Below are 11,813 nucleotides of genomic sequence, written 5' to 3'. Positions count from 1 at the left end.
GTGTCATCTCCGCCACCGCCCCACCGAGCCCGGACTCCGGGGCGGGCGGGGAAAGACGGGGGAGCCCCTAGTCTGAGCGGGTGCTGCGCCGTCCCGTCCTCGCTCTCCTCGGAGGCCTCCTCGTCTGGATCGCGTTCCCCGACATCGGCGTGTGGGCGGCGGCCCCGCTCGGCATCGCCCTGATCGTCGCCGCGTGCCGCGACGTCCGCCCGGCTGCCGGGTTCGGGCTCGGGTTCGTCGCGGGCCTGGGATGGTTCGTCCCCTACGTCTCGTGGACGGGTCTCCACGTCGGCCCGCTCCCGTGGCTCGCGCTCGCGACCGCGGAGGCCGTCTTCGTCGGGGTATTCGGTACGCTCGTCGCGGTCGCGCACCGGCGCCGTCGTGCGCATGCGTCCACCGACCACACCGCCTCCGCTGCACGATTCGGCGCTCTCCGGTCCGGCGCACCGTGGGGCCCGTGGTGGCCCGTCGTCGTCGCCGCGAGCTGGTCGGCGTGCGAATGGGCCCGCGCCTCGGGGCCGTTCGGCGGGTTCCCCTGGGGACGCGTCGCCTACAGCCAGGCCGACGGCCCGCTCCTCCATCTCGCCGCGTGGGGCGGCCCCGCCCTCCTCGGGTTCGGCACCGCGCTCCTCGGATGTCTCGTCCTCGCCGCCGTCGACGCCCTCCGCCACGCCCGCACCACGGCCCGCACGCAGGGCGGGAGCGACCGCACCGTCGGCTCATGCCACGACGCGCACCACGACGCATCCGCCGTCGCCCACGCCCACGCCCACGCCCACGCCCACGAGCCGACCGGCTCCCATGCCGCGTCGAGCACGAGATCCCCCGCGGTCACGTCGTCGCGTCCGGCGCTCGTCCCCATCCTCGTCCCCACCGTCGCGGCACTCCTCGTCGCGACGACGCCGATGCTCGTCCCCACGCCGACGGACGGCATCCCCGCGAGGCTCATGGCCGTCCAGGGCGACGCGCCGCGCACGGGTCTCGACTTCAACGCGAAGCGGCGACAGATCCTCGACAACCACGGCCGCGTCACGCGGCAGGCGGCCGACGACATCGCCGCGGGCCGGCTCCCCATGCCGGATCTCGTCGTGTGGCCCGAGAATGCGAGCGACATCGACCCCTTCGTCAACCGCGACGCGGGGATCGTCGTCGACGGGGCGGTCGACGCGATCGGGCGTCCGGTCCTCGTCGGGGCGGTCCTCGGCGGGGGCCGCAACGACCTCACGAACACGTCGATCCTCTGGGAGCCCGGCGTCGGCGCGACGTCCGTGCGCTACGACAAGCAGGCGCTCGTGCCGTTCGCCGAGTTCATGCCGTACCGGGCGTTCTTCCGCGCGATCACCCGCCAGGTCGACCTCCTCGAGCGGGACTTCGTGCCCGGTCACACGCCGGGTGTCGTCGAGGTGCCACTCCGGGACGGCGGCGGCACGATCCGCGCCGGACTCGGCATCTGCTTCGAGGTCGCCGTCGACCACGTCATGGACGCGGCCGTGGGGGAGGGTGCCAACCTCCTCGTCGTGCAGACGAACAACGCGATGTTCGACTTCTCGGCCGAGTCCGCCCAGCAGCTCGCGATCAGTCGGGTGCGGGCGGTGCAGTACGGGCGGGGCGTCGTCCACGCGAGCAACGTCGGCATCAGCGCGCTCGTCACCCCCGACGGGGTGGCGCACGGGGCGACCGAGCTCTTCACCCCTGCGGTCGTCTCGGGCACGCTGCCCCTACGCGACACGGCCACCCTCGCGACGCGTCTCGGGGTCTTCCCCGATGCCGCCTTCGCCGCACTCGCCGCCGCGGGGCTACTGCTGCCCGGGCGGCGCCGCGGCCGCGCAACCCCCGCTCGATAGACTGGCCGTTCGACCCACCCCGAGGAGATCCATGCCCGCCGTTCCTCGCCCCCGGCCCCACGCCCCCGGGCGACTCTTCTCGAGCGCTCCGGTGGAGCGCGTCGTCGTCCTCATCCCGACGTACAACGAGAAGGACTCGATCGTCCGGCAGGTCACCCAGGTGCGTGCCGTGTGTCCGCAGGTCGACGTCCTCGTCATCGACGACGCCTCGCCCGACGGCACGGGCGACATCGCCGACACCCTCGCCGAGACCGACCCCGCGGTCCACGTCCTCCACCGCACCGGCAAGGAGGGGCTCGGTCGGGCCTACCTCGCCGGGTTCGCGTGGGCGCTCGACCGCGGTTACGACACCCTCGTCGAGATGGACGCCGACGGCTCCCACCGCCCTCAGGACCTCCCGGCCGTCCTCGCCGCGGCGCCGACGGCGGACCTCGTCATCGGGTCCCGCTGGGTCTCGGGTGGCGACATCGAGAACTGGCCTCCGCACCGCCTGTTCCTCTCCGTCGGCGGCAACCAGTACGTGCGGATGCTCCTCGGCATGCCCGTCATGGACGCGACGGCCGGGTTCCGCGCCTACCGCGCCGAAGCCCTGCGTCACATCGACCTCGACGGCGTCGCCTCCCAGGGCTACTGCTTCCAGGTCGACCTCACGTGGCGCGTCGTGCGCGCGGGGATGCGCGTCGTCGAGGTCCCCATCACGTTCGTCGAGCGCGACGCGGGCGACTCGAAGATGAGCCGCGACATCTTCGCCGAGTCGTTGCGGAACGTCACGGCATGGGGTGTGCGTTACCGGTACGACCAGGTTCGCGGACTACTCTCCTCCCGTCGGTCCGGGGGGTCCGCGCGCCGCTAGGAGCACCACCGTGTCGTCCCCCTTCCCTCCGCGCTCGGGCCCGCGCATCGTGCACCCGGGCCCGCAGCTCACCGGTTCCGCCCCCCGTGGACGTCGTCGGCTGCGCCCGACGCTGCTCGCGGTCGTGGTCCTCGCCGTCCTCCTGCCCGTCGTGGAGGTCGCCGCGCTCGTCCTCGCGGGCCGGTCGATCGGCGTGCTGCCGACGGTGCTCGTCCTGCTCGTCGTCGCCGTCCTCGGGCTGTGGCTCATGAAGCGTGAGGGCCTCTCGGCGTGGCGGTCCCTCACGGAGGCCACCCGCGCCGGTCGCATGCCGACGGCGGAGGTAGCCAACGCGGCGATCGTCCTCTTCGCCGGGGCGCTCCTCGTCCTGCCGGGGTTCCTCACCGACGTCGCCGCGCTCGTCCTGCTCCTGCCGGTCGCCCGGCCGGCGGCCGCCCGTCTCCTGCACCGGGCTGTCGAGCGTCGCATGGACGTGCGGGCGAACGTCGTCCGGTCGGTGCGCCTCGGCGACCCGACGCCGCCGGTCACTCCCGCCTCCCACGTCCTGCCGCACGTCGACCTGCGTCCCGACTCGGAACGCCGCTGACGACCGGACGCCCCTGCCTTCCCCGGGGGCAGACCGCGCAGGGGTGATCCTTGCCGCCGATCCCGCCCACCGACGAGAAGACCGCCACCCGAGGTTCGGGTGGCGGTCTTCTCGTCGGTGGGCGACCCGGCCGCGGACGGCCGGGTGCCTCGTCACTTCTTCTTCTTGGGCTTCTGTCCTCTCGAGGTGCGCAGGAGGTCGAGACGCTCCTCGAGCAGCTCCTGCAACTCGGAGATCGACCGACGCTCGAGCAGCATGTCCCAGTGGGTACGTGCCACCTTGGTCGGCTTCGTCTCGGGCTCCGGCCCGTCGACGAGCTTGGCCTCGAGGCCGCACCGGCACTCCCAGACGGGCGGAACGTCGGCCTCGACCGAGAACGGGAGCTCGCTGATGTGCTTGTTCTCGCACACGTACCGCGTGATGCGGCGTTCGCTGAGAATGACGTTCTCGTCGGTCTCCATACTCAGCGCCGAGAGGTTGGTGCCCCGCAACGATCGCTCTGCCATCGACTTCCTCCATCACTTTCGACTGCCCGGGCGACGACCCGCCTACGTGCACCGGGCGGGTGTGGGCGCTCGGTAAGAACGCGCCGGGGCGCGTGGATGTTCCGAATACCGCTCGGGGCATTCTCCCCGATTCCGTGACCACCCGCGAATCGTCACCACGGGTCGGGCGCGGCGACGATGCGTCAGCCGGCGAACTCCCAATGCCACGGCTCGGGCTTGGAGCCCGTCGGCTCGGCCCAGCCGGGGTGGTAGAAGCCGAACAGGGGAGCGTGCTGCTTCATCCAGATGTACTGGGGGGTGCCGAAGCTCTCGATGCCGCCGCAGAGGTCGACGGCGAGGCCGAGGCCGTGGTTGCTCGTGCCGGGAGTGGCGGCGAGGGTGGGCTTGCGTCGCTTGACGTCGATCTGCGCGGCGAGACTGCGGTAGCTGTCGGTGACGCACAGGGGTGCTCGGTGGGCCGTGGCGTAGGCGGCGGACATCGCGTCGTAGGCGCGCGCGGCCGACGGGCGGAGCATGTGCCCGGGGGCGGTGCGCAGTGCGCACAGCGCGGATCCGGGCCACTGCCCGTTGGGGTGGGCGACCTTCTCCTCGGTGCACAGGGGCGTCGTCGTCACCTGCCCGAGCGTGGCGAGGTCGACCCCGGCGAGCATGCCGCCGTCGACACCGAGTGCCTCGAGGCGGGCGCGCCGCTCGCCGGTGAGCTTCTGCAGCTCGGCGACCGCGGCCTGCTGCTGCTTCACCGCATCGGCGGCGGCCTTCTGCGCCTTCTCCGCCTCGGCGGCGGCGGCCTCGCTGCGGGCCCGTGCGGCGGCGGCCGAGGCCGCGGTGCGGCGCTGCTCGGCGGCGAGTCTGGCGTAGTGCTCCTCGTCGGCGGAGCGCGCCTTGGCGAGGTAGTCGGCCTTGGCGGCGGCGTCGGCACGGGCACCCCCGGAGCCGACGAGGTCGACGAGCGCGGCGACGTGCCCGAGCATGCCGGAGCCGTTGACGTAGGCGGAGTAGGCCATGCCGTCGAGGTCGGCGCGGGCGGCGGCGACCTCCTTGGTGAGCGCGCCGAGCTCGACGGTGGCGCGCTTCTCGGCCTGTCGCGCGGCGTCCTCCGCGGCGCGGGCCTCCGTCACGGCGTTCATCCGGGTGTTCGACGCGGCCGCGAGTTCGGCGAGCTTGCCGCCGGCGACGGCGAGCTGAGCGTCGTCCTTCGTGAGCTGCTCCTGCAGCCGCGTCGCCTCGGCCACCTGGGCCTGCACCTGACCCGCGGTGAGCGGGGCTCGCTCGTCGGCTCCCGCACGAGGGGGCACCGTGGGAGCGGGGTTCGCGACCGTTCCGGGTCCGAAGGCGCGTGGGACGTCGGAGTTGCCCGAGCCGTGGTCCTTCGAGGCGGGCGCGCTGCCCACCCGGGTGGAGACGATCGGGGAGGTGCGGGGGGCGGCCTCCGCCGGGGCGCCGAACACACCGAGCGAGAGGAGGGCGACCGTCGCAGCAGTCGTCCACCGGCGTTTCTGCATCCCTCGTCCACCCCTCGTCCGCATCGTCCGTACGCGACGACGCACGGCCCCACCGACATCCACGGTAGCCCGGTGTTTCCCTCCGCGACAAACGCGCCGGCCCGTTCGGACGTCTGACCTCGGCGTGGCATCGTCCCTGTTCAGGCCACTGTTCACCTCGCGGCCACCGACGGTTCCGCCGCGCCGACGGAGCCGGGATCTGGCGCCGCCCGACACGCCGACGTAACGTGCCGGTGTCCGTACGTCCCCGCACGAAGGAGTGGCACATGGGTATCGGCGACAAGCTCGAGAACACCGCCCAGGACCTCGGTGGAAAGGCCAAGGAGGCGGCCGGCAAGGCCACCGACGACAAGGGCCTCCAGGCCGAGGGCAAGGGCGACCAGATGGGTGCCGACCTCAAGCAGGCCGGCGAGAACGTCAAGGACGCCTTCGAGAAGTGACGTCCACGACCACGCGCCCTCTCGGGTGACGTGGCCGAGCCGAGGGCGGGGGGCGCGATGCTCCCCCGCCCTCGGCTCGTCGTGGGGCAGACCTCGGACGCAGTGCGGGGGGGGCGTCAGTCCTCGACGGGGACGAGGTCGACCGTGACACCGACGGCCTCTCCCCGGGAACGGAGCTCCTCGCCCCACGCGGCGACGTCGACGTCGGCGCCGACCTCGAGTTCGGCGTGGACGTGGAACTCGTGCGCGCCGTCGGCGGCGGCGGGCCGGCTCTCGCTGTCGAGGCAGCGGACGTTGACCCGGGGGCGGGCGATGGCGGCGGCGATGTCCTCGACGATGCCGGGGTGGTCGCCGCCGACGACGTCGAGGTGGAGCGACTGCGCGTGGGGACGCTCCGGGGTGCCGGAGGCGTGGTGCACGGTCACCTGGAGCATGCCGTCGAGGGCGCGCAGGTCCTCGGCGAGCGCCTCGCAGCGGTCCCGCTCGGCGGAGACGACGAGGGTGCCGGCGAACACGCCGTGCCACGAGACCATGTGGCTCGACTCCCAGTTGCCGCCGTGGTCCGAGACGACCTCCGCGAGGGCATGAACCAGCCCCGGAGCATCGTCGCCGGTGAAGGCCACCACGAGTACGTCCACGTCGTCCACCTGTTCGTCGGAGCGGCATCGCATGCCAGGGCGCCACGAGCCTACCGAGGGACACCTCCCGGGCGTGCCCGCTCGCGCACTCTAGAGTTTCGGACATGGCCGTCGAGATCCGCTTCTGTCGTCGCTGCGGGACCCCCACCGAGCAGCACATCCCCGACATGGAGGACCGGCTGCGCCCGTGCTGCCCGAACTGCGGGTACATCGACTACGTCAACCCGATCAACGTCGTCGGCACGATCCCGGTGTGGGACGAGGGCGGACCCGACGAGCGGATCCTTCTCTGCCGCCGCAACATCGAGCCCCGCAAGGGCTACTGGACGCTGCCGGCGGGGTTCCTCGAACTGGGGGAGACCCTCGGCGAGGGCGCCGCCCGCGAGACGCGGGAGGAGGCCGGCGCGCGCGTCGAGCTCCTCGGCCTGTTCAGCGCGATCGACGTCGTCCACGTCGGCCAGGTGCACGTACTGTTCCGTGCCCGTCTCCTCGACCTCGACCTGGAGGCGGGGCCGGAGACGATCGAGAACGGGCTGTTCACGATCGACGAGATCCCGTGGGACGAGCTGGCGTTCCGCACCGTGCGGCGCGGGCTCGAGCTGTGGGTCGAGGACCACCGCAGCGGCTCGTACGCCGTCCACACCGAGGCCGTCGGGTGAGACGCCCCCGTCGGCGTTGCAGCGACGCGCGCGCCACCCTCCCCGCACGCCCTGCCCGGATGGGGTGGGGCGTGGCCCTCACGCTCGGGGCGGTGCAGGGGCTCACCGAGTTCCTCCCCGTCTCCTCGAGCGCCCACGTCTCCCTCGTCGGGCGGCTGTTCGGCGGGCGTGACCCCGGCGCCGCGTTCACGGCGGTGACGCAGCTCGGCACCGAGGCCGCCGTGCTCTGGTGGTTCCGCGACGACGTCACCCGCATCGTCCGCGGCTGGACCGGCGCGGTGACGGGGCGGGTGCCGCACGAGGACCCCGACGCGCGTCTCGGCTGGTCGATCGTCGCGGGCACGGTGCCCGTGTGCGTCGTCGGCGCCGGGCTGCGGCACCTCATCACCGGGCCGTTCCGCGACCTGCAGCTCACCGCGGCGATGCTCGCGGGGTTCGGCGTCGTCATGGCCGTCGTCGACGAGATCGCCGAGCCCGACAGGGGACTCGGCGACATGACCGTGCGCGACGGCGTCCGGTTCGGCTGGGCGCAGTCCCTCTCGCTCGTGCCGGGCGTGTCCCGATCCGGCGCGACGATCACCGGGGGTCTCCTCCTCGGCTACCCGCGACCCGACGCGGCCCGGTACAGCTTCCTCCTCGCGATCCCCGCCGTGCTCCTCTCGGGGGCGCAGCAGGCCCTCGACGTCACCCACGACCCCGAACCGCCGGAGTGGTGCCGCATCGCCGCCGCCACCGGCGTCGCGTTCGGCACCGGGTACGTCGTCATCGGCTGGTTCATGCACCACCTCGCCGAGGCCGACCTGCGCCTGTTCGTCCGGTACCGCGTCGCGCTCGCGGGACTCGTCGCAGCGCTCCTCGCCGCCGGCGTCGTGCGCCCCGACGACCAGGTCTGAGCGGCCCCCCGACTCCTCGCCCGGTCGTGTCGCTCGGCGGTCGCGCCTGACGCGGGTCGGAGGCGGGCTGCCCCACAATGATCGGGACGCCCACCGTCCACCCACCCCTGAGGCGTCCTCACCCGCAGGGAGACCCATGACCGCGCACCCCGCCGACCGTCACGACGTCATCCGCGTGGAGGGGGCGCGGGAGAACAACCTGCGCGACGTCACCGTCGAGATCCCCAAGCGGCGCCTCACCGTGTTCACGGGCGTGAGCGGCTCGGGCAAGAGCTCGCTCGTGTTCGACACGATCGCGGCGGAGTCGCGGCGGATGATCGACGAGACGTACCCGGCGTTCGTCCAGGGATTCCTGCCAAGCCTCGCCCGCCCCGACGTCGACGTGCTCGAGGGCCTCACCCCGGCGATCACCGTCGACCAGGAACGCTTGGGCGCGAACATCCGCTCGACCGTCGGCACCGCCACCGACGCGAACGCCCTGCTGCGCGTGCTGTTCTCACGCCTCGGCGACCCGCACGTCGGCTCCCCGCAGGCGTACTCGTTCAACGTGCCCTCCGTCACCGGAGCCGGCGCCGTGACGATCCAGACCGGCGCTCGCAAGGGGACGAAGGAGAAGCGCACGTTCTCGATCACGGGCGGCATGTGCCCGACCTGCGAGGGCACCGGGCACGTCTCCGACATCGACCTCACGGCGATCTACGACCCCACCAAATCCCTGGCGGACGGGGCGATCCTCGTGCCCGGATACTCGATGGACGGCTGGTACGGGCGCATCTTCGCCGGGTTCGGGTTCGACATGGACACGCCGGTGGGGGAGTTCACGCCCGCGCAGCTCGACGACCTCCTGCACAAGGAGGCGACGAGGATCCGCGTCGACGGCGTCAACCTCACGTACGAGGGGATCCTGCCGCGCATCCGCACGTCGATCCTGTCGAAGGACCGGGAGGCGATGCAGCCGCACATCCGCGCGTTCGTCGACCGCGCCGTCGTGTTCCTGCCGTGCCCCGAGTGCGGCGGCACCCGCCTGGCCCGGCACGCGCTCGAATCCCGCATCGCCGGGACGAACATCGCCAAGTGCTGCGCCATGCAGATCACCGACCTCGCCGCGTGGGTGCGCGACCTCGACGCCCCCTCGGGCGCGCCGCTGTTGCGCTCGCTCACGCACCTGCTCGACAGCTTCGTCGAGATCGGCCTGGGGTACCTCTCGCTCGACCGGCCCGCCGGGTCGCTCTCGGGCGGCGAGGCGCAGCGGGTCAAGATGATCCGTCACCTCGGCTCGGCGCTCACCGACGTCACGTACGTCTTCGACGAGCCCACCGTCGGGCTGCACCCCCACGACATCGACCGGATGAACGACCTGCTGGTGCGGCTGCGCGACAAGGGCAACACCGTGCTCGTCGTCGAGCACAAGCCCGAGACCATCGCGATCGCCGACCACGTCGTCGACCTCGGCCCGGGGGCCGGCACCGGCGGCGGCACGGTCTGCTTCGCGGGCACGGTCGAGGGGCTGCGCGCCTCCGGGACGCTCACCGGGCGGCACCTCGACGACCGCGCCCGCCTCAAGGAGTCGGTGCGTACGCCACAGGGGCACGTCGAGATCCGCGGCGCGTCCGCGCACAACCTGCAGGACGTCGACGTCGACGTGCCGCTCGGGGTGCTCGTCGCCGTGACGGGTGTCGCGGGGTCGGGCAAGAGCTCCCTCGTCCATGGCGCGCTCGGCGGGCGGGACGACGTCGTCGAGATCGACCAGGGCGCCATCAAGGGCTCGCGGCGATCCAACCCGGCGACGTACACAGGGCTGCTGGAGCCGATCCGCAAGGCGTTCGCCAAGGCCAACGGGGTCAAGCCCGCGCTGTTCAGCGCGAACTCGGCGGGCGCGTGCCCGACGTGCAAGGGCGCCGGGGTCGTCTACACCGAGCTCGGGTTCATGGAGACGGTATCGAGCCCGTGCGAGGTGTGCGACGGCCTCGGGTTCCAGCCCGAGGTGCTCGAGTACACGTTCGGCGGGCGCCACATCGCGCAGGTCCTCGCCATGCCGGTGAGCGAGGCGCGGGAGTTCTTCGGCTCGGCCGAGGCGAAGGTGCCCGCCGCGGCCAAGATCCTCGACCGGCTCGAGGACGTCGGCCTCGGCTACGTGACGATCGGGCAGCCCCTCACGACCCTGTCGGGCGGCGAGCGTCAACGCCTCAAGCTCGCGACCCACCTGGGGGAGCCGGGCGGCATCCTCGTCCTCGACGAGCCGACCTCGGGCCTGCACCTCGCCGACGTCGAGAACCTCCTCGCCCTCCTCGACCGCCTCGTCGGCACCGGCCGCTCCGTGGTCGTCATCGAGCACCACCAGGCCGTCATGGCCCACGCCGACTGGATCATCGACCTCGGCCCCGGCGCCGGCCACGACGGCGGCCGCATCGTCTTCGAAGGCACCCCCGCCGACCTCGTCGCCTCCCGCTCCACCCTCACCGGCCGGCACCTCGCCCGATACGTGGGGGAGTGAGGACGGGGGGCCACGGGGCGGCGCGCGGTGCTCGTGGGGCGGTCCCGAGGAGCCCGCGGCCACCGTCACAACGAATCGTCGACCACTTGACGAAACATTGAGTGTACGGAAGGGTGAAGCCATGAGCACCCCAGGACGCTTCACCTCCGCCGCCACCCGCACCCCCACCGCCCCGGTCGGGGTGAGCGCCCGCGAAGGGCGCATCCTCACCGCATGGGCGATGTTCCAGCTCGTCGTGCTGGCGGTGGTGTTCCAGGCGGCGAACCTGCCCGTCTGGGGCGGGATCTTCACGTTCGTCGCGCTCGCGGTCTTCCTGCTCGGCCAGGTGGGGCTGTCGTCGCGCGTCGCGCGGCACCGCCGGGTCCACCCGCGCGGGTTCAACGGCGCGGCACGCGGTGCGGGGATATGGGCGGTGCTGGTCGTCGCCGTAGCGGGGTGGTTCTGGATCGCCCAGGGTCCGCACGCCTCGCCGTGGTGGGCGACGAGCTTCGTGGCCCTGCTTGCGGTCGCGCCGTCGCTGATCCTCGCCCTGCGCCTCACGGGTGCCGCACGCACCGAGGACGGGCGCCGGTGAGCCTCGCGTCGGCGCGCAAGGCACTCGACGACACCGTCCACTCGCCCGTGCGGTTCACCCTCATGAGCGCCCTCGCCTCCGTCGACCAGGCCGACTACCAGACTCTCAAGGAGGCCCTCGACGTCAGCTACGCGCTGCTGAGCAAGCACGCCGCGATCCTCGAACAGGCCGGTTACGTGCGGATCACCAAGCAGTTCGTCGGCCGCACGCCCCGCACCGACCTCGCCCTCACCCGCGCCGGCCGGGCCGCCTACGCCGCGCACCTGGCCGCGCTCGACGAGATCGTCCGCGGCCTCGCGGCGTCACCCTGAACGGAATCGACGCCCATCGGGGGTCAGGGCTCGTAGACCACCTCGTAGTCACGGCCCAGCTCCTGTCCGAGCCGGGCGCTCAGCGCCCGCTGGTCGACGTGCCAGTGTTCGGTGCTCCGGTGTGGATCCGCGGGCGCAAGCGGCGGTGGGTGTGCCGGTACACGGGCTGCCCGGTCGTGACCTTCGTCGAACAGGGCGAGGCGGTGGCGGTGCCGCGGGTGAAGCTGACCAGCAGGGCGTGCCGGTGGGTGATCGAGCAGGTCCCCCGTGAGCACGTGTCCGTCAACGGGGTGCGCCGCCGGCTGGTCGACGGTATGGACCTCGATCGAGCCGATCCTGGCCGCGGTCGCCGCGGAGGAAGTCCGCTTCGAGGGTGTGAACATCAGCAGCAGCTGCACGAGATCTGCCACTTCGCTGCGGAGCCCGGCGAGCAGTGCCTGTTGCAGGCCTGCGTGGTTCCCGGCGTTGAGGCGTGGGACTAGGCAGGCCATGCCCGAGGCCGCCCCCGGGGTT

General features: G+C 72.7%; 13 protein-coding genes. 9 read left to right on the top strand and 4 right to left on the bottom strand.

Translation table 11 applies throughout. The features are described from left to right. Positions 1 to 80 precede the first annotated feature (80 nt). From lnt to MOPEL_RS16060, 3 genes are read left to right on the top strand one after another with little or no spacing between them, the layout of a single operon-like run. Positions 81 to 1,844, top strand: coding sequence for an apolipoprotein N-acyltransferase (lnt, locus tag MOPEL_RS10605; RefSeq protein ID WP_009482904.1), 1,764 nt, complete (start codon positions 81 to 83; stop codon positions 1,842 to 1,844). A 31-nt stretch (positions 1,845 to 1,875) separates the two neighbouring features. Further along, a complete protein-coding gene (locus MOPEL_RS10600; protein WP_009482903.1) occupies positions 1,876 to 2,697 on the top strand; it encodes a polyprenol monophosphomannose synthase in 822 nt (273 codons plus the stop codon). A 10-nt stretch (positions 2,698 to 2,707) separates the two neighbouring features. After that, entirely contained in the window at positions 2,708 to 3,283 is a 576-nt protein-coding gene (locus MOPEL_RS16060; protein WP_009482902.1) for an FxsA family protein, read from the top strand. 152 nt (positions 3,284 to 3,435) lie between these two features. On the opposite strand, the gene MOPEL_RS10590 is transcribed toward MOPEL_RS16060, so the two are convergent. Both MOPEL_RS10590 and MOPEL_RS17300 read right to left on the bottom strand, forming a co-directional pair. After that, a complete protein-coding gene (locus MOPEL_RS10590; RefSeq protein ID WP_009482901.1) occupies positions 3,436 to 3,789 on the bottom strand; it encodes an RNA polymerase-binding protein RbpA in 354 nt (117 codons plus the stop codon). Between the two features lie 182 nt (positions 3,790 to 3,971). After that, on the bottom strand, positions 3,972 to 5,291 hold the full coding sequence (locus MOPEL_RS17300) for a M15 family metallopeptidase (protein WP_009482900.1): 1,320 nt from the start codon (positions 5,289 to 5,291) through the stop codon (positions 3,972 to 3,974). A 266-nt stretch (positions 5,292 to 5,557) separates the two neighbouring features. Here MOPEL_RS17300 and MOPEL_RS10580 point away from each other — a divergent pair, with 266 nt between their 5' ends. Beyond that, a complete protein-coding gene (locus MOPEL_RS10580) occupies positions 5,558 to 5,731 on the top strand; it encodes a CsbD family protein (protein WP_009482899.1) in 174 nt (57 codons plus the stop codon). A 116-nt stretch (positions 5,732 to 5,847) separates the two neighbouring features. Here MOPEL_RS10580 and MOPEL_RS10575 read toward each other — a convergent pair whose 3' ends face one another. Next, the gene (locus tag MOPEL_RS10575) at positions 5,848 to 6,369 is read right to left on the bottom strand and encodes a glycine cleavage system transcriptional repressor (protein ID WP_009482898.1); all 522 of its coding nucleotides are present in this window, start codon (positions 6,367 to 6,369) and stop codon (positions 5,848 to 5,850) included. Positions 6,370 to 6,473: 104 nt separating this feature from the next. On the opposite strand from MOPEL_RS10575, the gene MOPEL_RS10570 reads away from it, so the two are divergent. The 5 genes from MOPEL_RS10570 to MOPEL_RS10550 all read left to right on the top strand — a co-directional run bounded on the left by MOPEL_RS10570 (position 6,474) and on the right by MOPEL_RS10550 (position 11,300). Next, the gene (locus MOPEL_RS10570) at positions 6,474 to 7,028 is read left to right on the top strand and encodes an NUDIX hydrolase (protein ID WP_009482897.1); all 555 of its coding nucleotides are present in this window, start codon (positions 6,474 to 6,476) and stop codon (positions 7,026 to 7,028) included. 59 nt (positions 7,029 to 7,087) lie between these two features. After that, positions 7,088 to 7,921, top strand: coding sequence for an undecaprenyl-diphosphate phosphatase (locus MOPEL_RS10565; protein ID WP_009482896.1), 834 nt, complete (start codon positions 7,088 to 7,090; stop codon positions 7,919 to 7,921). Between the two features lie 136 nt (positions 7,922 to 8,057). Continuing rightward, positions 8,058 to 10,415, top strand: a complete 2,358-nt coding sequence (locus tag MOPEL_RS10560) for an ATP-binding cassette domain-containing protein (RefSeq protein WP_009482895.1) — start codon at positions 8,058 to 8,060, stop codon at positions 10,413 to 10,415. A 121-nt stretch (positions 10,416 to 10,536) separates the two neighbouring features. Then, positions 10,537 to 10,989, top strand: coding sequence for a hypothetical protein (locus tag MOPEL_RS10555; protein WP_009482894.1), 453 nt, complete (start codon positions 10,537 to 10,539; stop codon positions 10,987 to 10,989). Beyond that, positions 10,986 to 11,300 (top strand): transcriptional regulator, encoded by a 315-nt coding sequence (locus MOPEL_RS10550; RefSeq protein ID WP_040634096.1) that lies wholly within the window; start codon positions 10,986 to 10,988, stop codon positions 11,298 to 11,300. The genes MOPEL_RS10555 and MOPEL_RS10550 overlap by 4 nt, the downstream gene beginning before the upstream one ends. A gap of 23 nt (positions 11,301 to 11,323) precedes the next feature. On the opposite strand, the gene MOPEL_RS10545 is transcribed toward MOPEL_RS10550, so the two are convergent. Beyond that, a partial coding sequence (locus MOPEL_RS10545) for a hypothetical protein (protein ID WP_040634093.1) occupies positions 11,324 to 11,813 on the bottom strand: 490 nt, incomplete at its 5' end.

The organism is Mobilicoccus pelagius NBRC 104925, from assembly GCF_000247995.1.
GTDB classification, from domain to species: domain Bacteria; phylum Actinomycetota; class Actinomycetes; order Actinomycetales; family Dermatophilaceae; genus Mobilicoccus; species Mobilicoccus pelagius.
The sequence above is the reverse complement of the archived record's forward strand: the minus strand, read 5'-3'. Positions and strand labels throughout refer to the sequence as shown.